Below are 22,182 nucleotides of genomic sequence, written 5' to 3'. Positions count from 1 at the left end.
AATGAAAGACGTCATACACACAATTGGCAATACGCCCCTGGTGGAAATAACAAGTTTTCAAAACAATCCCAGGGTAAAGATCTTCGCGAAGCTGGAAGGAAATAACCCTGCCGGATCTGTTAAGGACAGGGCCGCATTAAATATGATACGTTCCGCCATAGAACGCGGGGAGTTGCAAAAAGGCGATAAACTGATCGAAGCCACCAGTGGAAATACCGGTATTGCTTTAGCCATGATAGGCAGTATGTTTGGTTTAGATGTGGAGATAGTGTTGCCGGCATCATCTACACGTGAACGTACATTAGCATTGGAAGCATTTGGCGCACGGTTTACTTTACTTGAAAACCTGGAAGCGTGCAGGGACTATGCGGAGGCAAAAGCCGCTAAGGAAGGCTTTTTTATTTTAAACCAGTTTTCCAATACAGATAATTATCAGGCCCATATCAAAACAACCGCGCCTGAGATATGGCGGGCTACCAATGGCCAGATCACACATTTTGTAAGCGCGATGGGTACTACCGGTACTATCATGGGGAACTCCATGTTTTTGAAACGGGAAAATCCTGCTATTAAGATCATTGGATGTCAACCTGCGGAAGGGGCCACAATACCAGGAATCCCTCGTTGGACAAAGGAGTATTTGCCTAAAATATTTGATCCATCCCGGGTAGATCACATAGTTGATATTGAGGAACAGGACGCCATCCGCAGAACAAGGGAGCTCGCGCATCAGGAGGGGATCTTTGCCGGTATGACTACCGGCGGCGCATTACATATTGCGCTGCAGGTAGCTGCGGGGATAGCGGAAGGTGTGATCGTATTTATTGCCTGCGACCGGGGAGACCGTTATCTGAGCTCAGGGCTGTTTGGGTGAGCGAAGGAAGAAAGATAATTTTTATAAAACCCCATCATTGTAATAGTACTTGTTAGCCCCTTGTACGACTCCTTTCCTGGCATCAAAAAATAACCAGTATTACGTAGCAGTCCCGTACCTACTATGAGAACCATATCATACGTGTGTAGCATTTTATTTCACAACCAATCCTTTATATGAAAAAACAGTTACTAAAAGGCCTGTTATTACTGGCACTGTGGCCCTTAGCCGCAAAATCGCAAACGCCGCCTGCTACCTGGCAGGAACACTGGTTTGAGCATAACCAGATCGTATCTAAGGTGTATGAAGACAATGACCTGGCGCTTTATTATGACAACGGTGTAAGCCCTGCCGTTACCTGGCCCAAGCAGTATTTATCCGCCGTATGGCGCTACACCAAAAAGGTGTATGGTAATTTTAACACTGATCCGCACCTGTTCGCCATTCTACACACCGGGAGATACGGCGGCGGTCATCCCTCTACCTATTTTGACGACAGTCATGATTTCCGTAACGTGATAGACGCCGGCGCTGGCCCGTGGAACGGCAATCAAACGGATTATGACCTGCTTACGCATGAAGTAGGCCATATTGTAGAAGGGGCCAGTAAAAATATGCATAACTCACCCGCCTTTGGTATATGGGGTGATAGTAAATGGTGTGAGATATTTATTTATGACGTGTACAAAGGCCTGGGCCAGGAAGGCCTTGCAACCGGCTGCTATAACGCGTTTATGGGCACTACGGACAATTTTCCGCGAGCCAATACTGCCTGGTTCAAAAACTGGTTCTATCCTATATACAGCCAATATGGCGGCGCAGATGTATTGAACCGTTATTTTGTGCAGCTGGCGCTGTATTTCAAAAGGAATGGCACAGATTATCCGCCCATGAACATGGGTGAATTTGTACATTTCTGGAGCGGTGCGGCAGGCGTAAATCTGAAAGCGCAGGCCACTATCGCTTTTGGCTGGACCAGCGAGTTTGAAGCCCAGTTTTTGAAGGCGCAGCAGGATTTTCCATTTGCTTATAACGTACCCGGCGCAACAGCTACCACGCTTTTCCAGGATATTTTTTACGGCGGATATGGGGTATCGCTTCCGGCAGGCAGGTATAACTTAACGCAGTTACGTGCATACGGCGGGCGTAATGATGATATCACCTCGCTGAAAGTAACGTCAGGTTATACCGTAACACTTTACAAGGACGATAACTTTTCCGGAGACAGTATCAACATTACGTCTGATACCCAATTGTTGGATGGTTCCTGGAATGATCAGGCCACTTCCCTGGTGATCAGGAGCGTAGCCCCGGTAGGACAGCGTATCTGGCTGCGGGGTTTTAATAACAGCTATGTAAGCTCAAAGAACGGCGTAGAGCCCATGTGGTGTAACGCCGCCGCCGCGCAGGGATGGGAGCAATTCCTGGTGGTGGATGCCGGAAATTCCAAGATAGCGCTGCAGGGCAATAACGGCGCCTATGTATCATCAGAGAACGGAACAGCGCCTATTACCTGTAACCGGCCTACTGCCGGCGGATGGGAGCAGTTTGACTGGATATTAACCGCAGATGGAAAAGTGACGCTCCGTGGTAATAATGGAAGGTTTATCAGCTCTGAGAACGGCGCAGCCGCTATGACCTGCAACCGTCCCGCTGCCAGTGGCTGGGAGACGTTCAATTATAGTATTATAACTGCTGCCGCTATGGCGAAATTAGCGCCCATTGCCGCGAACGTTGCCGCTAAAGATCAACCAAAGGCATTACATGTTTATCCTAACCCGGCTGTTATTGGTAATACCATAACGGTTAAGATAGATTGTTATAACGCCAATGCCCCGGTTGGACTGGAACTGGTAGATATTAATAAAAGAATAGTGCGCAGCCAGCAGACCGGCGGCGCCGTGGTAAACTTATCTACTGCCGGTCTTACGCCCGGTGTGTATGTGCTGGTTGTTACAAATGGTAGCAACAGGTTCCAGCAGAAAGTAGTAGTACAATAACTATCATCATAAGGGAGGCCGCATATGGGAGTATGCGGCCTCTTTGTATTCCGCGTGATCTTTATATAAGTTATATTTACAGTAACTTCAACCCTAAAATACCCGCTTATGTCTAAATTCCTCGTTATACTCAGCTGCTTCTGCTTTCAGCAGGCCATTGCACAGGTGAAGGAAGCTAAAGCACCCGCTACACTTAAATCAGTACTGCTAGCGCAATTTAAAACCACCTGGAACCAACAGGAATGGTTTGTACCTGTAGCCAATGGCATAGAAGGCATTACCGCGCAACAGGCTTCGTGGAAACCTGCTGATTCCAGTCATTCCGTTGGCGAGCTGGTATATCACCTGGCGTTCTGGAATAAACACCTGCTGGATCAGTTTAACGGGAAAAAGCTGCCGGCATTCAGTGGAAATAATAATGAAACATTTGATGCTTTTACGGAGGCTTCGTGGAAAGCGACCGTTGATCAATTAAAACAGGTGATGGAAGACTGGGAGAAGGCGATTGAGGCGGCTGATGATGCGAAGCTGCAATCGTGGTACGGCAGTATTGCGAATATGAATACGCATAATGCTTATCATACGGGACAGATACTGTATATCCGGAAGCAGGCGGGGAACTGGAATGCGGAGAAAGGGGTGAAGTAACTAATTTTTGGAATAAATTATTAACTTTCAACCTAGATCTCATGAGAAATGAAATATATCAGTACCCTAGTCTTTATTTTTTATAGTATCCATCTTTTTGCCCAGGACTGTAATTGTAAGGAGCAGTTTTTGTTTGTTAAACAATACTATGAAGAGAATAATCCCGCATTTCAAAAGATAAAAGAAGATAAGGAATTATACACGGCGTATAAGCGCGCGGTGGCCCAGATCTTTCAGCAAGCGTCTGGTGAAAGCAACACTGACTTATGTAGTATCTATTTTAATCAATACCTGCGGTTATTGAAAGATCACCATAGTAGTATTGATTTTAACCTGCAGAGAAAGAATATTGATCTCTCTTCACAAGCGGTAATTGACAGCTTTAAAGCATCCCCCTCGTTTAAGGCTTTTCCTTTAAGGAAAATAGATACAATGCAGGTGATGCGGCAGTTAAAGAACAAGCCTTTAGACGATATTGAGGGCTTTTATTCACAAGGTGGCACGTTAGTAGCGGTAATACAGCATAAAGAGGGGTATTACGAGGGTGTGGTGGTTAAGAAAAATGCATTGCTGGATGTAGGGCATGTGTTATTTACGCTTACCAGGGAAAAGGATAATTACTTTACCTGCGCATATAATCTTGGTCTCCTGGGATTTAACTTCAATACAGCCGTTATAGAGCATATGCGTGTTGAAAAAGGAGGCATCCCAATGATGGGATACTATAAAAATGGCGCTGATGCAAATAAGCCATTATGGGAGTTTAAAGAGTTGGATGCAGATACGTATTATCTTTCAATAAAGTCATTTGAGTATGGTTTAAGGTCGCAATTCGACTCCTTGTATGAACAGATCATACCTAAAATTGCGCAGAAGAAATTTTTGATCCTGGATATAAGGGACAATGGCGGCGGTTCGGAGGAGAACTATTTTAAGTTATTACCCCTCATCTATACAAAGCCTATGAAGGTAGATGAGGTGCAGGTTTGGGTGAGCCCGAATAATATAAAGAGTTATCAGGGCACTAATGAGGACCTTATGTCAAGAATGGAGCATGCGCAGCCGTTCTCTTTTATCCCTCAGAAGGAGCATGGGGTGAGGACGCTGGAATATACTGGTACCCGGTTCCCGGAGAAGATAGTGGTGCTGTATAACAAGGTTACCGCCAGCGCTGCTGAAGGGTTAATAACGTATGCAATTCAAAGCGACAAGGTGGTTACTATGGGAGAAAATTCAGGCGGGTTTATGGGCTATGGGGATATAAAAGCGAAGGAGATACCCTGTGGTAAGTTTAAACTGAATACGACGACGACGAAATATAAAGAGAATTCGAAGTATGAGTTCGTGGGCATACCGCCGATGGTGCGGTTGGATCGTGAGGCAGATTGGGTAAAGGCGGCTGTTGGTAAATTGAATGAACGCAAATAATATCAGTCGATAGTATGAAATGCATTTTGTGGATAGCAATGCTGATGTTTGCCTCTTATAGCTGTATTGCACAACAGAACGATTCGCTATTGCCAGAGCCAATAGATCTGCTGGCTCCCTCCCCTCCCTTTGCGATAGTAGTGAATAACCGCAATATTATCCTGCCAGATAGCCTTGGAGGAAAGGATAGCAGGGGAATAGCTGCTTTGGCTATTCTAATTGACAGCGCTGGTAATTTTAAGGGGATCAATATTAAAAAGTTGGCAGTTGAAACCCTGGGGAAGAAGATAATTGATTTTGTAGATGTACAGGCACGGCGAAAAGTTATGAAGGCGGACGCGTATCCTGCAGCGGTGGCAAGATATCATCCGTTTTTAGTGAACATTATTAGTCATGCGAAAATAAAACGCAATAGATCCGTCCGGGTAGAACCGGTCAATGAGATTATTTTGGCTGTAAGACTTGGCAGCCACTGATCTACACCTTCAGATCCACCGGCAGCTTATAGATCCGTTTACCCGTAGCTGCGTAAACAGCATTACATAACGCCGGCGTAAATGGCGGTACGGGTGGCTCGCCAACACCAGTAGGTTTGTCTGCGCTGTCGGCTATAAACACATGGATATGTTTAGGGGCCTCCGGCATCCGGATGATCTGGTAGCTATCAAAATTATTCTGTTCTACTTCTCCATTTTTAACGGTGATCTCATTTTTCAATGCAATGCTGGTAGCGAATTGCGCTCCGCCTTCGAACTGTGACCTGATGCGGTCTGTATTAACAGCCGTGCCGCAGTCTACGGCGTAATATACGTTCGGGATGCTGATCTGTTTGTTATTATCTACCCGCACTTCCACAATACAGGCTACATAAGTGAGAAAGCTCTTGTGAGCGGCAAAGCCAAGAGCGGAGCCCTGGGGTAGCTGTTTGCCCCAGCCGGCTTCTTTGGCTACGCGTTCTATGACGCGTTTCATTCTGCCTGTATCCCAGGGGTAGTTGGCAATGTCTTCGCCGTAGTTGGGATAGGTGCCTTTTACCATCTCCTCATTAAAGGTGATATGCCTGTCGGGGCCCAGCAGCTCGAGGGAGTTAGCGATGGGGTCCAGTTTCCGCGCTTCCGCAATCTCGTCCATCATAGTGCCGATGGCAAAGGCCTGGGGAATATTCAGCACAGAGCGCAGCCAGCCAACGCGCATATGAGATTTTGCATCGTGCGTTTCTATCCGGATAGATGGCACATCGTATGGGAAGTCAGTAGCGCCAAGTCCCAATTCGCCATCGCTGGCCTGCAAAACGCTGGCATCTTCGGTAGCGTCTATGGATGGATAGGCAATATGGTGGTTCCAGCCGCTTAGCTTATTATCCTGGTCAATGGTGGCCACTACCCGCTGTACGCTTAAAGCGTTGTAATAATCATGTTTGATATCGTCTTCCCTTGTCCACTGCACTTTAATGGGGAAGCCGGCTTCTTTTGACAGCAGGGCCGCTTCCAGGATAAAATCGGGCTTTGATTTGCGGCCAAACCCGCCGCCCAGCAGAGTAACGTTCACTTTTACCTTTGCAGCGTCTATACCCAGTGCTTTGGCCACGCTATCGCGGGCGCCCTGGGGATTTTGGGTAGGCGCCCATATTTCGCAGCTGCCATCTTTTACTACAGCCAGCGCATTGGGTGGTTCTATGGTGGCATGCGCCAGGTAGGGCGCGGTGTAGACATGGTCGATCACCGTTTTAGCGCCTGCGTGTACCTTTTTGAAATCGCCCCGGTTCCTGCGTACTGTTCCTTCTTTGTGCATTGCCTGTTCCAGCTCTTCCAGTTGTTTGGCAGAGTTGTAGGTTGCATTGGGCCCAAGATCCCATTCCACCTGCAGCAGATCGCGGCCTTTGATGGCGGCCCAGGTATTTTCTGCTATAACCGCTACGCCGCTGATGGGTTTACTGAGCGTAGGCGGAATACCAGCGCCTTTTATGGGGATCACTTTAAGCACGCCTGGCACCGCCAGCGCTTTTGCGCCGTCGAACGATTTTATGTTGCCGCCCACTACGGGACAGTGTTTGATCACGGCTATCTTCATATTATCCGCCACGGCGTCCATACCGAAAACCGCCTTGCCGGTAACGATATCGTGCAGGTCCACAATAGGGGTGTCGTGCCCGATCTTTTTAAACTGGCTCCGGTCTTTGAGTTTAAGCTGCGCCGGTGTGGGCACCGGGAGCTTAGCCGCCGCTTCTACCAGGTCGCCAAAGGCGATGGTTTTGCTGGAGGCCTTATGTATTACCTGGCTGTTTTCCGTATCGCATTCCTCTACCGGCACTTTCCATTGCGCCGCGGCGGCCTGCATTAACAGGAGGCGGGCGGTGGCGCCGGCTTCGCGCATAGGTTTATAGAACATGCGCACGGAGAAGGAACCATCTGTATTCTGGTTACCGTATTTCTTTTCGTCTGCTTCCGCCTGTACGATCCGTACTTTACTCCAGTCTGCCCCTAACTCGTCTGCCACGATAAGCGGCAGGGAGGTACGGATACCGGTGCCCATTTCTGAGCGGTGGGCAATAATTACGATCTCTCCGTCTGAATTGATGGTGAGGTAAACATTGGGAGCCAGGGAAGCCAGCTTCTTCCCTTTTTCGTTACAGCTAAAGAAACTTACGCCCAGCACTAATCCGCCGGTCAGCAAACCTCCAACCTTTAAGAAATCCCTCCTGGAAGCCCGGAATATTGCTGCGGTAACGTCTTTGTCTTTTTTATGGAAAGGGGATAATGTCTTCATCGGTTAATTTTCTTTTGCGGAGTTATCTAATTTACCTGCGGTCACGCTTTGAATAGCTTGTTTGATACGGTTATAGGTACCGCAGCGGCAAAGGTTGCCTTGCATGGCCTGTTCTATCTGCGCTTCTGAGGGGGCGGGATTGCCTTTGAGCAGTGCTGCCGCATTCATGATCTGGCCAGTCTGGCAGTATCCGCATTGCGGCACGATGTATTTTTTCCATGCCTGTTGCAAAGGATGATCACCCTCTTCAGAAAGCCCTTCAATAGTAGTGACCTTGCCCTGACCCACAGCGGATACGGGCACACTACAGGAACGTACGGCGGTATCATCCAGGTGCACGGTGCAGGCGCCACAGAGGGCTTTACCGCAGCCAAATTTAGTACCCTTCATGCCCAATATGTCTCTCAGGACCCATAATAATGGCATATCCTCCAGTGCATCTACATCGTGCACTTTACCGTTAATGTGAATTGAATACTTTGGCATATTTCAGAGGTTTGCTGTTTATATTAAACCGATCATAGGCAGGTAATCAAAATTAGTCTGATCAGAGGATGTTGCCTACCTGGTTAGTACTAATAAAATAGATAGTAAAGAGTTATTTGTTATGGTATATGTAAGATACTAAATGGAGCTGATTTATGGGAGGGAGTCGATATGTATTCGTGTAGTATACGGGGCTGGGTATACCAATGAAAAGCCCTGAAAGGTGATGGCTTTCAGGGCTTTTTTAAACCAGAAAAGTATTGGCTATTTAGTGATGATCACCAACCGGGGCGCGCGATCCAGCCTTTCATGGTAGGGAGAAACGAAATTACGCATATTAAGCGGTTGCGTGGCTACCGGAACGAGGCAAAACCCGATCATAGTTTCCCCTTGGCGTATGGCTGTTTTTACCATGGCGGTCACATTTACCGCCAAATCATCAGACGCCAGGGTAGTATGCGGAATTAGTACTTGGTCGTCCGTGGTAGTGGCTGGTCTGCTGGTCCATTTGATCTTATCCATTTGCGTAACATCCCAGTCTCCCACCACTCTTCGAACATAAAATGCGTTATTGGTACCGGAATTGGCATGTACCCCGTCGCCATTTATGGGAGTCGGGTTTGAGTTAAGCATCAGGTAGGCCTCTTGCACATTGGCCTCCGTTGGCGCCAGTGCCTGAGTAGTGCAGAAGTAGCTTTGGAAGGTATAAGCAGTGCCCTGTACCGTCCAGACGCCTGCCATTAATTCTGTGCTGGGATAGAAGGTCAGGTCAACACTTTGACCTGGAATACCGATCACTGACGCGCTTCCGGTAAGGAAGCCCAGGGGTCTGAGTCCGATCGTACTTACTTTGGTGCCGTTTTCCAGGGCTGTAGAATGTGTTGCATCCATGACAACCTCCTTTTCGTTGTGGTCCTTTGTACAGCTCGAAAAAATGAATGACAGCACGGCAATTGACAAAATGTAGCGTTTCACAGGTTTGGGTTTTATTAGGTTAAATTAATTATGCAAAATTGGGTCGACGCCGCAAGCTAGGTAAAGTTGTTGGGATCTTGTTTATTGCAAAAAGAAAATCCGTGATTTATCGGAAGGGAATGAGGAGGATTATGCAGCGGGGCGCGGCTTTACCACCACACTTTCCTCACAATGATTTCGTCGTGCAAACCACAGATAAATACCACTGATCAGCACCGTGATGGCTACCAGGTCAAACATGGCATACTGGCATAGTCGCCAAAATGAAGCGGCCTGGAAACCTCCCAGTAGGTTATGCAGGTCCAGCCATTTTAACCGGTGTGTTCTTTCTCGGCGGATGGCGGGGCCAGACAGACCTGTCTGACCATTTGCAGTTGATCAGATAGCGTATTACAGTTTTATTAGGAATTAAGCCTTTTGTTAATCCTTTGTTATACCCCTGCCTGCTACCTTAGCACGGCTTAACCAAATCCATATTTACTATGAGAAAAACCCGATTATTTCCATTTGTTGCTATTGCGTTGTTATTATTTGGCTGTTCAAAAAAGCCGCTGCAGCAGGATAATGTTCCTGGCGATAAGACCACTACCGGTGGCGGGGTGGCTGCCGATACGTCTTCTCCAAACGATGTAGTGGGTAAGGTAACGGTGGGTTACCAGGGATGGTTCTCTGCGCTGGGCGATGGCTCGCCCAACAATAACTGGGGACACACGAACCTCGAAATGTGGCCTGATACCCGCGAGTATACCAGGATCTATACCGGTGTGCCGTTTGGCCAGGGCGGTGTTGCCCAACCCCCTTACACGGGCAACCTGGGTAACGGGCAACCTGCCGGCATGTTTTCTTCCTATGACCAGTCAACCGTTAATACCCATTTCCGCTGGATGCAGGAATACGGTATTGATTGCGCCGCGCTGCAGCGTTTTGCCAATGAGATCAGTCCCGGATCGCCGATCAAGGGACAGCGTGATGGGATGGCTACCCGCGTAATGAATGCCGCGCAGACCTATGGCCGTAAGTTCTACATTATGTACGACGCTTCCGGTTGGGGTAACCTTACCGCCATTCAGAACGACTGGACCAATACTATTATAAATACGCTGCATTTAACCTCGTCTCCTGCTTATGCCAAACAGAACGGCAAACCGGTAGTGTGCGTGTATGGTCTGGGATATGCACAACACCCGGCAAGCCCGGGCGATGCGCTTAAGTTCATCAACTGGCTTAAAGATCAGGGACTGTATGTTATTGGTTCCGTACCTGGTGAATGGCGCAGGGGTTTTGGCGATGCACGCAGCGATTTTGGGGATGTATGGCCGGCATTTAACATGATATCCGCCTGGGCTGTGGGCAGGGTTGTTGATCCTTCCTACGAGCAATGGGTATCCGGTGATCTGGCTTATTGTAACGCACACAATATGGATTACCAGCCTTGTGCTTATCCGGGTACTGCATTTTCCAATAGTAATGGCGGAGTAAGAAATGGGTTTAAACGTAATCATGGCGATTTCATGTGGTCGCAGTTTGCTGTCATGAAAAAAGCAGGGGCGGTGAGTGTATATATTGCCATGTTTGATGAGCTGAACGAAGCTACCTCTATTTTTAAATGTGCGGAAGACGCGTCCATGATCCCCGCGGGAAAATACTTCCTTACGCTGGATGCCGATGGCGTGCACGTATCATCCGATTTTTACCTGAGAGAGACGGGGGATGGGGGTAAGTTATTTAAGGGGCAAATTCCTTATACGGCCACTTGTCCAACGCCGTTTACGGTGCAATAATACATTCGAAAACAACCAATACGCAACAGCTGCGTATTGGTTGTTTTTACTGATAATATTTAGTCCGGCATGGATGTTTTATCTGCTGTAAATGCCCTGCCCCAGTTAGCCAATGCGTCAAAAACAGTTTCCAGCGATTTTCCCAGTGGCGTTAAACTGTATTCCACCCGCGGCGGCACCTCCGCATAAACAATGCGGGTAATGATCCCATCCTGTTCCATTTCCCGCAGCTGAGCGGTCAATGTTTTTTCTGATATATCCCCCAGTTCCGTGTTAATGAGGTTATATCTTACAGATTGCTCTCTTCTCAGGAGGTCGTAGATCCTGAGCTTCCATTTTCCACCAATGGTAGCAAGGGCCGTTTCAACCGCGCACGCATCGGGGTTAGACACCCAGTTGGCCAGCTGTGTTCTGTTATATGCCAATGTTTTATGAGTTTAATTGATACCACAAAAATAAACCAGAAAACGTTGGAAATGACTGTCATTCTTATGTCACAAATCAGTTTTTCAGAGGTGGCAACTGATTGAAAATGAACAATACAAACCTTGGTTACAGTAGACTTACGTTCGTGTAAGTTATTGTAAATGAATGTAATGTGTCGGTACTTTGCGGAAAAAAGATGAGTTTATTTGAATCAAACAAGCTGGGGGACCACCAATTAGCGAATCGGGTGGTAATGGCGCCGATGACAAGGACCCGTACTTCGGCCGGTGATGTACCCAATGCTATGATCGCGAAATATTACGGGCAGCGTGCAAGCGCCGGGTTGATGATCAGTGAAGCTACGGATATCGCGCCACACGGCAAAGGGTATCTGTGGACGCCCGGCATTTTCTCAGACGCCCAGCTGGCAGGATGGAAGCTGGTAACAGATGAAGTGCATCGCAATAATGGTAAGATCTTTATGCAGATCTGGCATGTAGGGCGGATGTCGCATACTTCCATGATGCCCGGAGGACAGGCGCCATGGAGCGCCACTGATGTGCAGGCAGTTGGATCCAACGTGTTTGCCCATGACGCAGAAGGTAAGCTAACTTATATACCCGCCAGTAAACCAAGACAGCTGCGCACAGATGAAATACCTGCTTTAATTAACGATTTTAAGACCGCTTTTGGCAACGCCCGGAAAGTAGGATTTGATGGCGTGGAAATTCATAGCGCAAACGGATACTTGTTTGAGCAATTCCTGAATGGCACGCTTAATACCCGTAATGACCAATATGGTGGCCAGACACTGGAAAACCGCACCCGTTTCCTGTTGGAAGTTGTAGATGCGGCTATAGCGGAGTTAGGGGCTGGTAGCGTAGGCGTGCGGCTTTCCCCATTTGGGAATTACAATAGCATGCCGGAGGATCCGCTGGGAGAAGACACTTTTTTCTATCTGTGTGAGGAGTTAAGCCGCCGGGGTATTGCCTATATTCACCTGCTTTATGAATTGCTGCCAAAAGGAAACATGCAGGACGCCGTGTTCGATCACCAGCATTTACCGGACGAATTTCTCAAAAAAACACGGGAATGCTTTACTGGTTCCATCATCTGGTGCGGCAGCTTCAACAAGGAATCAGCACTGGCTGCATTGGCTACCGGCTGGGTGGATCTGATAGCTTTTGGCAGGCCTTTTATAGGCAATCCTGATCTGGTGGCCCGTTTTAAGAACGACTGGCCAATAGTAGTAGCCGACCGCTCTGCCTATTATACCAGGAACGGAGAGAAAGGGTTTGTCGATTTTCCCAATTTTAGTAACTAACAAGGGGGGTATGAAAAAAGCCGCACAGGTCATATGATCCATGCGGCTTTAGTTTTTGTATCAGATACTGCTAAAAAGAATAGATATCATCCTTCCCCGGACCGTTCTGTTTATTAGAACTGAGATAGCCCCTGCCATCCTGCAGGATCAGGCCGATATCATCCGCACCTGAATTGAAGGGGGCTTTCATATTTTCAGGCGTATTCCAGGAAGCTTTGGCGCCTTTTGCGCGGAAGATATCAAATCCGCCCATGCCGGGGTGCCCTTTACTGGAGAAATAGAGCGCGCCCTCTTCATTAATAGTAGGGAAGATCTCTGCCGCAATGGTGTTGATCTTATTGCCACAGTTTACAGGCTGGCCCCAGCTTCCATCTGCCTGCTTCTCCGCATACCAGAGATCCGTTTGGCCATAGCCCCCCGGGCGGTCAGATACCAAATATAAAGTATTGCCATCAGTGCTGAGTACTGCCTGGCTGGAAGAATATCCGCTTATGTTAATACCGGGCATCAGCACCAGGGATGACCATTGCCCGTTTTGCTTCACGGATTGGTAAAGCTGCAGCAAGCGTACCCCGCTAACGGCGCCGCCCTGTATACTGATGGTAGCATACAGGGTATCCTCTGTACGGTTCAGGCAGACTGGTCCGATATGATAATCATATTTTTCAAACAGTGCGGGGGATAGCTCCTCCAGGAACCTGTTCGAATTGTCTGCAGTGAACTGCCGGTAGAGGTATGCTTTGTAATAAGGTTGTTCTGTTCTTTTATCGGTTGCCGGGTGCGATTCCGGATTTCCCTTCATGGCCAATGAGCGGTAGCCGTTGGACATGATCACCAGCCCGTTCTTCACCACGCCGCTGACCATATCAGAGCCGGGGGTGTTGAGCTCTTTTACAGGCTTTAACTGTACCGCCGAAGGCTGTTGTGCCCATACCGCCGCGCTGTCGCAACTTTGCAGCGCCATGTTTTTAAGCTGCAGGCTATCTGCATTGGCGGTGGAGAACTGGTTGTATTGCTCCCGGGCAGCAGTATACTGCTCCAGCTGCCGCAACACTTCCCCGTAATTGAAAAAGGCGCCGGCAGGCCGGTCTGGTCTTGTAACGATATGCTGGTAGATCTCCGAAGCCTTTTCGAAATCCCCTATCTGCTGATAACTAAGGGCCATCTTTATCCATCTGCCTATAGGCATCTTATCTCCCTTACTGTGGGCGATCCTGCTATAGAGCGCTCCTGCCACTGCATATTCCTTGCGGGCATATGCTTCTTCCGCTGTCTTTAATACGCTTTTCTGCTCCTGGCCATAGAGGCTGGCGGAAAGCGTGACAGACAAGGTTATTATTAAACTGCGACGTATCATACTGGATAGGTAATGGATTTAAAAATATCTTGGACTTTGTACAATGGATCTTTTGGAGGGGAAGAGAAAGCCCAGTGATACCTCATGTGATCCTCCCTGGTACCCCGCCATTTTATTTACGTTCAGGTCATAAGAATACCCGATACGTAATTTCTCTGTAGCATAGAACTCTACCATTGCGCTGGCGGCGTCCAGCTGCTGCAGGTCTGTGGGCAGGTTATCCTTATTCCACAGTTTTACGTCTGTACGGTAAGAGCCGCCTATCCATAGCTTTTCGCAGATCAGTAGGAACACGTTAAAGTCTACATTGGTGGGCCCTTTAAAATCTTCTTTGACCAGGATGGAAGGTTTGAGCTGCAGGTTTTCTGACAGGGGGAACATGGCGCCCGAAGTAACGTAGAGATGCTGCGTTTTACGGATGGCTGCATAATTATTCCCTTTCCAGTTGTAACGGGATGCTTCTGAGTACATGGCAAAAAGGTCTGTAACGGAAGCGCCTGCATAGAATCTGGGCGTGTAATAGTAGATGCCAAAACGGGCGTCTGGCGTCCACACGCTTTTTTTGACAGCCGGCAGCGCAGGATCATCATTATCTGTTAGCTGCAGGGCAGTGCCATCCAGGGAGTACTGGGTAATTCCACCGCTGATGCCAATACAGAGGCGGCGGGTTCCTTCCGGATCCAGGGGTATGCGGTATGCATAGGAACCGTAGAGGGAGAGCGCATCCTGCGGGCCAAGGCGGTCAAACATCAGCTGCAGGCCCAGGCCCACTTTATTCTCATTGGTAGCCCCATCTACCGATATGGCCCCTGTGCGGGGCGCGCCCGGGAAATTGGCCCATTGATGGCGGTATGTCGCATTTACATAGAGGTCTTCCTTATAACCTGCGTAGGCGGGGTTGAGGCTTAGACCATTGAATACGTACTGGCTGAACTGTATGCTCTGTTGCGCGGTTGCGCGGAACCCTATGTTTAGCAGCAGGAACATCATTCCTGCTTTGAGTACTGTTTTCATCTTTAACACTTTTTGATCAGCAGATAATAATATTGTTGCCATTAACGTACGAGGGTAACCCATCCTTTGTATTTTTTAATACCATCCGGATGCCTTACTTCCAGTACATAGTAGTAGGTACCTTCGCTCAGACCGGCGCCGGTCCAGTCATTGCGGTAGTCTTTGGACTGGTACACCTGGCCTCCCCAGCGGTTGAAGATATACAGGGCGGAACCCGGGTATTTTTCCAGGCCGCCGATAATGAATTTCTCGTTCTTACCGTCTCCGTTAGGCGAGATCCCGTTCGGGAAGAAAAGGTCGTCCCCCTGTACATTTATATTGGAAGAAGCGATATTGTCCGTTGAATCAGCATCCGGGATATTGCCATAAGCAGATGCCGTATTGATCACTTCACCGCTTCCGATCAGCCGTGCGGTGAGCGTCATTTCTACGGTGGCCCCCGGCGCCAGGTCGCCAACGTTCCATTCTATCAGCCTGCTGTTGGGCGTAACTGTGATCTCGCCTCTTTCTGCGGAGGTATGCGAAGGCTGGTCCAGTTGTCCGGGCAGCTGGTCTTGCGCTTTTATGCCGGGGACTACGGTGGCGCCCTTATTCCTTATGCTGATGCGGTAGGTGAGGTCCTGACCTAAACGGTAAGGCCCTACAGCCGGTTGCACCACTTCTTTAGTGATCAGGATATTGCCGCGGAGTATATCCTCGCTGGTGATAGTAACGGTTGCCTCATTCGAAGTGCCGGGCGTGAAGGCATAGCTGGCAGACCGGCCGCCGGTAAGCGTGAGCACCACTGTTTCCGGCGTCTCTACCTCATCATCGTCTGTTACGGTTACCGGAACAGTAACGCTGCTACCGCCCGCAGGGATGGTGATGGCGCTTGTAATGGCCTGGTAATCGGCATCCGGTGTGGCGGAGCCGCCGCTCATATATTGGATGGCGATGGCGTCTACCGTGTGTTTGCCGTTAAGAAGGCTGATGGTGAATGAGCCATTGGTGGATGGCTCTGCCGCATCTGCCGTTTTCGTGACATTCAACACCAGGTTAGCGGCGGTATTATCATCATCTGCGATGTTGAGGGTAGCTGCATTATTGGGGCCTGTGGTAAAGGTGAGGCCAGGAGCAGCAGCGCCGGTGATCGTGAGGATGACTGTTTCACTGGCTTCTATCAACTGGTCATCTTTAACAGGCACCGGTATGTTTACGCTGTTCTGCCCAACGGAGATCACCGCGGAACCGGTTAGTGCAGTATAGTCAGTGCCAGCGCCGGCTGTACCGGTAATGGCATAGTTCACGGTGATGTCTGTAAATGAGGTGAGGCCCGCAGGCAGGTTGATATTGAAGCTGCCATTCGTAGCCGGTTCTGCTCCATCTGCGCCTTTCGCCGCGCTTAATACCAGGTTGGTTTCGTTATCAATGATATTGGCGGTGGCGTTGCCTGTGCCGGTAAAGGTAAAGCTGGCGCTTGTGCCACCCGTGAGGCCGAGGGTTACTGTTTCTATACCTTCTAACGCATTGTCGTCTATCACTGCCATTGGTATGCTTACGCTGTTCTGACCTGCGGTGATCACGGCGGTACCGCTAAGGGCTGTGTAGTCAGTGCCGGCTGTTGCTGTACCGCTGACCGTATAATTTACCGTGATGTTCTCCGACGCGGTAATGCCTGCAGGCAGGCTGATTTTGAATGATCCATTGGTGGATGGCTCTGCCGCATCCGCTGTATTCGTAATGCTCAGCACCCGGTTAGCCGGGGTATCATCATCATCTGCAATATTTACCGTGGCAGTATTATTAACGCCTGGGGGATAGGTAAGGCTGGCAGAAGTGCCGCCTGTAATGGTGAGCACTACGGCCTCTGCCTGTTCTATCAGGTTGTCGTTGATGATGTTTACAGGTACTGTTACAGTGTTCTGACCTGCGGGGATCACAACTGTGCCGCTAAGGGTGTTGTAATCTGTGCCGGCAGTGGCAGTACCTGCTACCGTATAGGTGACGGTGATATCCTCCTGTGGGATCTTAGCACTGGCCAGGCTAATGCTGAATGCCCCGGTAGTGGATGGCTCAGCCGCATTGGGCTGGTTTGCGCCCGCTGCCAGTTCCAGGTTGATATTGTCGTCGTCTGTGATATTGAGCGCGGCGGTGTTGTTTGGCCCTGTAGTAAAGGTTAAGCCGGGCGCAGTAACGCTGCTGATGGCAAGGATCACCGTTTCATTACCTTCTATTAGGTTGTCGTCTGTGACTGTTAGCGGAAGATTTACACTGTTCTGACCTGCCGGGATCACTACTGATCCGCTAAGCGTGCTGTAATCCGTGCCGGCGGTGGCGGTACCGGAAATAGTATAGTTCACCGTGATGTTCTCTGATGAGGTGATACCTGCCGGCAGGCTGATATTGAAGCTGCCGTTTGTAGCCGGTTCTGCTGCATCTGTGCCTTTGGTAACACTTAATGCCAGGTTGATTTCATTGTCAGCGATATTGGCAGTTGCGTTGCCTGTGCCTGTGAAGGTAAAGCTGGCGCTTGTGCCTCCGGTAAGGGTTAGCGTTACGGTTTCAAGCGGTTCTATAATATTGTCGTCTGTTACTGCCAAGGGTATACTTACGCTATGCTGACCGGCAGTTATCATTGCAGTACCGCTAAACGCTGTGTAGTCAGTACCGGCAGTAGCGGTACCGTTAACTGTATAATTGACTGTGATATCTTCAGACGCGGTGATACCCGCCGGAAGACTGATATCGAAATTGCCATTGGCAGCTGGTTCTGCGGCATCGGCGGTCTTCGTTACTGCAAGGGTACGGTTGGCCGCGTTATCATCATCATCTGCGATGTTTACGGTAGCGTTACCCGTACCGTTGAAGATGAAGCTTGGGCTGGTTCCGCCATTGAGCGTGAGGACCACTGTTTCGCTGCCTTCAATGATCTGGTCATTGATCACTGTGACTGGTACGGTTGCGGAGGTTTGTCCCGCCGGTATTACCACGCTTACACCGGATACGTTATAGTCTGTACCATTAACTGCCGTACCGCTGATCGCATAGTTCACTGTAACGTCTTCGGTGGAGGTTATTCCGGGAGCCAGGCTGATATTAAAGCTGCTATTGATACCCGGTTCCGCGGCATCGGCTGCATTATTTACGCTCAATGCCAGGCTAGCCGGCGTATGGCTTTCATCATCTACTATATCTAAGCTGTCTTTATACTTTGTAATATGCGGTGCGAACGTAAAGTTGGTAGAAGCAGCAGCTGTGACCGTCAGCACCACATTTTCTGTTTTTTCAATTAGCTGGTCGTCAATAACCGTTACCGGTAGCTGCATGCTTGTTTGTCCGGCAGGTATTACAGCTGTGCCGTTCAGGGCCGTATAATCTGTTCCGGCTGTGGCTGTACCGCTTACGGTGTAGTTAACGGTCACATCCTCCGAAGTGGTGAAACCTGTGGGCAGGGTAAGTGAAAAGCTGCCATTGGTAGCCGGTTCAGCGCCGTTAGAAAGGCTGATCGCGCTTACGACGAGGTTGAGAGGATCGTTATCGTTATCAAGCACATCCACCGTAGTGGCGCCATTGGTAGCACTGGCCGTAAAGTTAAAGCTGGCGCTGGCGCCGCCGGAAAGCGTGATGATTACGCTTTCCGTAGTTTCAATTATCTGATCATCGATCACGGGTACAGTTACTACCGCGCTGTTCAGACCGGCGGGGATCTGTACGGCGCCGGAGAGGGCGGTATAGTCTGTGCCGCTGATGGCTGTACCGGCTACGGTGTATGTAACGTTAATGTCCTCGGCCGCGGTTATGCCAGCGGGCAGGCTAACACGGAAAGTACCATTGGTAGCCGTTTCTGCCACGTCGGTTTCTTTTACTACGCTGAGTACCCGGTTGGCAGCGATATTATCATTGTCCGCGATAGATACAGTAGCGGACCCTGTACCGGTAAAGGTATGGTTAGCGGAGCTGCCGCCGTTTAGCGTCAGGATCACCGTTTCACCAGGTTCAATGACCTGGTCATCCACTGTTGTTACGGGAACGGCGGCGCTATTCTGACCGGCCGGGATCACTACCGTACCTGTAAGCGTGATATAATCTGTACCGGCGGTGGCTGTACCGGAAACGGTGTAATTAACGGTGACAGGCTCCGTTACGGTGATGCCTGCAGGCAGGGAGACACTGAACCCGCCAATATCGCCTCCTTCCACGGCGTCTGCGGTATCGGAAACATTCAGCGTAAGGTTGGCCGGCGTGTCATCATTGTCTGCAATATTCACGGTGGCGTTACCATTACCGGTAAAATCCAAAGCGGGATTTGTGCCGCCGTTCAGGGTGGCGATCACCGCTTCTGTGCCTTCTATAAACTGGTCGTCAATAGCCGTTACGGGTAGTGATACGCTGTTTTGTCCGGCTGGCAGTGTAACAGTACCGTTTAACACCGTGTAATCAACGCCGTTCTGGGCGGTACCGGTGATCGTATACTGTACGTTTATCGCTTCGCCGGCGAGTATGTTCGGGGGCAGGCTGATGCTAAAGGCCCCATTGGCTCCTCCTTCTGTAGCATCTGCTGTTTGGGCGATGGCTAGTGTGAGGTTGGCCGGCGTATTTTCGTCATCTGCCAGGTTCACAGTAGCAGTGGCTCTGCCGGTAGCAGGCGTAAAGTTAAAGTTGGCGCTGGCGCCGCCTGTAACGGTTAGTGATACTGTTTCTGTGCCTTCCAGTGTCTGGTCGTCTTGTACGTTAACAGGAACAGCCACGCCGTTTTGACCAGCAGGGATCACCGCGGAGCCGGTAAGAGCGGCATAGTCTGTACCGGTAGTGGCTGTGCCGCCTACGGTATAGTTTACCGTAATATCTTCCGCTGCCGTAATGCCCGCCGGCAGATTGATATGGAAGCTGCCATTAACGGAGGGCTCAGCCGCATCTGCGAAATTGGTTACCAGCAGTATCCTGTTCTCAGGCGTGTTATCATTGTCCGTAATATTCATCGAAGCCTGGTTGGCGGCCGGATCTGCTGAATATGTAAAGGCATTGCCATCTGTTGCGCCGTTAAGATTAAGAACAGCCGTCTCTGTTTGTTCAATGATCTGATCATCTATTACGGACAACGGAATGGCTATACTATTGGAGTAAACAGGAAGGGTAATGGCGAAGATGTTGTAATCCCTATTGCGTATGGCCGTACCGGTCATCGTGTAACTAAGGGTCATATTGCCGCTGGAGGTATAGCCGGGCGGCAGGCTCACGGTAAAGATGCCGTTTGGATTCTGCTCTGCCGCATCGGTTGTCTTCACCACTTTTAATACCTGGTTGGCGGCTGTAGCGTCGTTATCGGCGATATTAACTGTGATCTGCAGGTTAGCCGGATCGGGCGGAAAGATAAAGGCATTCCCGCCTCCGTCTGTAGCGCTGCCGGAAAGGAGCACAATGGTCATCGTCTCTGCCTTCTCGAAGATCTGGTCATCGTTTACATTAAGCGGCACACTAACGCTGTTCTGGTTTGCAGGGATCACCACGGAGCCTTGCAGCGTATAATCCAGGCCTGGCATGGCGTCGCCGGACAGCCTGTATGCCACCGTAACCGGCCATGCAGAGGTGGCCACACCTGCCAGTTTCACTGTAAAGCTGGCATTGGTGGATGGCTCAGCAGCATTGCTGCCGGTGAGCACCTGTACGGGTGTGCTGCTGACCGCATTAGCGTCCACGATATTTACGGTGGCTCCATTGAGGGCGGGATTTATCGTAAATGGATAGCTTGAAGAGGCGGCACTCACAAGATTCATCACTACGGATTTCGGGCCTTCTATTATACCATCATTGGGCGCATCTGCCTCGATAATCACTTCATTGGCTCCCGCAGGTATTATAATATTGCCTCCGGATGTTCCCAGCAGGTTATAATCCGTTCCACTGGCAGCGGTACCGCTCATGGTAAAACTGATGGTGATATCCTGCGAAGACGTAACGCCGGGTTTCAGGGCGATCCGGTATTGCCCGTTGGTGCCGCCTTCTATACAGTCGGATATCTTTGTGATCTGCACCAGGTTGCTGGCGCCGTTAAAATCATTGTCCCCAATATTGACGGTAGCGGAGCCCCCACCAGGCGCCACGGTGTAAGCGGATTGCGTATCGTTGCCGCCGCTGATATTAAGGATCACCGTTTCGGCAGGGGACTCTATTATTGTATTATCTATTATTGTTACCGGTACTGATACGCTATTCTGGCCCGCAGGGATAACGATGGCGCCTGTAATGGCCCTGTAATCCGTGCCCGCGGCAGCCGAACCTGCGCCTATTGTATAAGTTACCTGGATACTACTGGAGGATGTATACCCTGCCGGCAGGCTAACGCTAAAAGCGCCATTGGTAGCCGGTTCTGAAGCATCAGCGGTTTTAGTGACGCGCACCACCTGGTTAGTGGCGGTATTGTCATTGTCTGTAAGATCCAGGGTGGCGCTGGCATTCGTAGCGCTGGGCGTAAATGGAGCGCTGCCGTTAGTGCCGCTGGTAACGGTAAGGATCACGGTTTCCGTGCCTTCAATGATCTGGTCATCCGTTGCAGTCACGGGCAGGGATACGCTCTGCTGGCCCACGGGGATCACTGCTATGCCGCTGGGGGTCGTATAATCTAATCCGTTAATAGCGGTTCCGGTGATAGAATAGTTGACCGTGATATTTGCCGTTGCGTTAATGCCCGCAGGGAGGCTGATCACGAAATTGCCGCCGGCAGACGGCTCTGCGGCATCCGCTGTTTTGGTCACACTCAGCACACGGTCTGCCGGCGCGCTCTGTGCATCTGCTCGCTGGCAGAGTGATAGCATAGCGAACAGTAAAAGGGTAATTGCTTTTAAAGACATATTGGAATAGCTTAGGGTAAAAGGGGCGTCCTGCCAGGCTTAGCATGGGCCAGTTAGGCGTTTCCCGCATAGAACATTCACATACGCATATAGGTACGAGAAGGCGTATTTATTCAGTATGGATATTGTAATAGTATAAATGTTGTAGTGCAACCGGTACCCGGGACAAGTAAAAATTATCCATAGGAAAAGTCTTATTTTTTGAATAGCCAATAAATAGATGATATCCCAATCATATGAGCTGCTCACCAGCTACTGCCAAATGGAATTGTTAAC

14 protein-coding genes are annotated in these 22,182 nt (G+C 49.7%); 7 read left to right on the top strand and 7 right to left on the bottom strand.

Annotated features, from left to right (window positions below):
- Position 1 precedes the first annotated feature (1 nt).
- From cysM to F0L74_RS29720, 5 genes are all read left to right on the top strand, one after another.
- Positions 2-874 (top strand): cysteine synthase CysM, encoded by an 873-nt coding sequence (gene cysM, locus F0L74_RS29740; RefSeq protein ID WP_149841520.1) that lies wholly within the window; start codon positions 2-4, stop codon positions 872-874.
- Between the two features lie 176 nt (positions 875-1,050).
- Entirely contained in the window at positions 1,051-2,874 is a 1,824-nt protein-coding gene (locus tag F0L74_RS29735; protein ID WP_149841519.1) for a T9SS type A sorting domain-containing protein, read from the top strand.
- A 108-nt stretch (positions 2,875-2,982) separates the two neighbouring features.
- Entirely contained in the window at positions 2,983-3,522 is a 540-nt protein-coding gene (locus F0L74_RS29730; protein ID WP_149841518.1) for a DinB family protein, read from the top strand.
- Positions 3,523-3,651: 129 nt separating this feature from the next.
- The gene (locus tag F0L74_RS29725; RefSeq protein WP_188316225.1) at positions 3,652-4,950 is read left to right on the top strand and encodes a S41 family peptidase; all 1,299 of its coding nucleotides are present in this window, start codon (positions 3,652-3,654) and stop codon (positions 4,948-4,950) included.
- Between the two features lie 14 nt (positions 4,951-4,964).
- Positions 4,965-5,426 (top strand): hypothetical protein, encoded by a 462-nt coding sequence (locus F0L74_RS29720; RefSeq protein ID WP_149841516.1) that lies wholly within the window; start codon positions 4,965-4,967, stop codon positions 5,424-5,426.
- A 1-nt stretch (position 5,427) separates the two neighbouring features.
- Here F0L74_RS29720 and F0L74_RS29715 read toward each other — a convergent pair whose 3' ends face one another.
- The 3 genes from F0L74_RS29715 to F0L74_RS29705 all read right to left on the bottom strand — a co-directional run bounded on the left by F0L74_RS29715 (position 5,428) and on the right by F0L74_RS29705 (position 9,093).
- A complete protein-coding gene (locus F0L74_RS29715; protein ID WP_149841515.1) occupies positions 5,428-7,716 on the bottom strand; it encodes a xanthine dehydrogenase family protein molybdopterin-binding subunit in 2,289 nt (762 codons plus the stop codon).
- Positions 7,717-7,719: 3 nt separating this feature from the next.
- Complete coding sequence (locus F0L74_RS29710) at positions 7,720-8,202, bottom strand: (2Fe-2S)-binding protein (protein WP_149841514.1); 483 nt, start codon at positions 8,200-8,202, stop codon at positions 7,720-7,722.
- Between the two features lie 264 nt (positions 8,203-8,466).
- Positions 8,467-9,093: a hypothetical protein gene (locus tag F0L74_RS29705; protein ID WP_149841513.1), complete on the bottom strand. Its 627-nt coding sequence runs from the start codon at positions 9,091-9,093 to the stop codon at positions 8,467-8,469.
- A 566-nt stretch (positions 9,094-9,659) separates the two neighbouring features.
- Here F0L74_RS29705 and F0L74_RS29695 point away from each other — a divergent pair.
- The gene (locus F0L74_RS29695; RefSeq protein WP_149841512.1) at positions 9,660-10,958 is read left to right on the top strand and encodes a glycoside hydrolase family 99 protein; all 1,299 of its coding nucleotides are present in this window, start codon (positions 9,660-9,662) and stop codon (positions 10,956-10,958) included.
- A gap of 59 nt (positions 10,959-11,017) precedes the next feature.
- On the opposite strand, the gene F0L74_RS29690 is transcribed toward F0L74_RS29695, so the two are convergent.
- Positions 11,018-11,383, bottom strand: a complete 366-nt coding sequence (locus F0L74_RS29690; RefSeq protein WP_149841511.1) for a winged helix-turn-helix transcriptional regulator — start codon at positions 11,381-11,383, stop codon at positions 11,018-11,020.
- A 197-nt stretch (positions 11,384-11,580) separates the two neighbouring features.
- Between F0L74_RS29690 and F0L74_RS29685 the strand changes: the two genes are divergently transcribed.
- Positions 11,581-12,708 (top strand): alkene reductase, encoded by a 1,128-nt coding sequence (locus tag F0L74_RS29685; RefSeq protein WP_149841510.1) that lies wholly within the window; start codon positions 11,581-11,583, stop codon positions 12,706-12,708.
- 70 nt (positions 12,709-12,778) lie between these two features.
- Here the strand turns inward: F0L74_RS29685 and F0L74_RS29680 are convergent, their stop codons facing one another.
- Genes F0L74_RS29680 through F0L74_RS29670 form a run of 3 tightly spaced genes read right to left on the bottom strand, consistent with a single transcriptional unit; the run spans position 12,779 to position 21,906 of the window.
- Positions 12,779-14,038, bottom strand: coding sequence for a tetratricopeptide repeat protein (locus tag F0L74_RS29680; RefSeq protein ID WP_188316224.1), 1,260 nt, complete (start codon positions 14,036-14,038; stop codon positions 12,779-12,781).
- Positions 14,039-14,083: 45 nt separating this feature from the next.
- The gene (locus tag F0L74_RS29675) at positions 14,084-15,079 is read right to left on the bottom strand and encodes a PorP/SprF family type IX secretion system membrane protein (protein ID WP_149841508.1); all 996 of its coding nucleotides are present in this window, start codon (positions 15,077-15,079) and stop codon (positions 14,084-14,086) included.
- A gap of 41 nt (positions 15,080-15,120) precedes the next feature.
- Positions 15,121-21,906, bottom strand: coding sequence for a Calx-beta domain-containing protein (locus tag F0L74_RS29670; protein ID WP_149841507.1), 6,786 nt, complete (start codon positions 21,904-21,906; stop codon positions 15,121-15,123).
- Positions 21,907-22,182: the final 276 nt, after the last annotated feature.

The organism is Chitinophaga agrisoli, assembly GCF_008386695.1.
GTDB classification, from domain to species: domain Bacteria; phylum Bacteroidota; class Bacteroidia; order Chitinophagales; family Chitinophagaceae; genus Chitinophaga; species Chitinophaga agrisoli.
This window is presented reverse-complemented; position numbering and strand designations above follow the sequence as displayed.

What these genes read in the sequence shown, in the direction of transcription:
- cysM (WP_149841520.1), top strand. Translation starts at nt 2, where the DNA reads ATGAAAGACGTCATACACACAATTGGCAATACGCCCCTGGTGGAAATA.
- F0L74_RS29735 (WP_149841519.1), top strand. Translation starts at nt 1,051, where the DNA reads ATGAAAAAACAGTTACTAAAAGGCCTGTTATTACTGGCACTGTGGCCC.
- F0L74_RS29730 (WP_149841518.1), top strand. Translation starts at nt 2,983, where the DNA reads ATGTCTAAATTCCTCGTTATACTCAGCTGCTTCTGCTTTCAGCAGGCC.
- F0L74_RS29720 (WP_149841516.1), top strand. Translation starts at nt 4,965, where the DNA reads ATGAAATGCATTTTGTGGATAGCAATGCTGATGTTTGCCTCTTATAGC.
- F0L74_RS29715 (WP_149841515.1), bottom strand. Translation starts at nt 7,716, where the DNA reads ATGAAGACATTATCCCCTTTCCATAAAAAAGACAAAGACGTTACCGCA.
- F0L74_RS29710 (WP_149841514.1), bottom strand. Translation starts at nt 8,202, where the DNA reads ATGCCAAAGTATTCAATTCACATTAACGGTAAAGTGCACGATGTAGAT.
- F0L74_RS29705 (WP_149841513.1), bottom strand. Translation starts at nt 9,093, where the DNA reads ATGGATGCAACACATTCTACAGCCCTGGAAAACGGCACCAAAGTAAGT.
- F0L74_RS29695 (WP_149841512.1), top strand. Translation starts at nt 9,660, where the DNA reads ATGAGAAAAACCCGATTATTTCCATTTGTTGCTATTGCGTTGTTATTA.
- F0L74_RS29685 (WP_149841510.1), top strand. Translation starts at nt 11,581, where the DNA reads ATGAGTTTATTTGAATCAAACAAGCTGGGGGACCACCAATTAGCGAAT.
- F0L74_RS29675 (WP_149841508.1), bottom strand. Translation starts at nt 15,079, where the DNA reads ATGAAAACAGTACTCAAAGCAGGAATGATGTTCCTGCTGCTAAACATA.
- F0L74_RS29670 (WP_149841507.1), bottom strand. Translation starts at nt 21,906, where the DNA reads ATGTCTTTAAAAGCAATTACCCTTTTACTGTTCGCTATGCTATCACTC.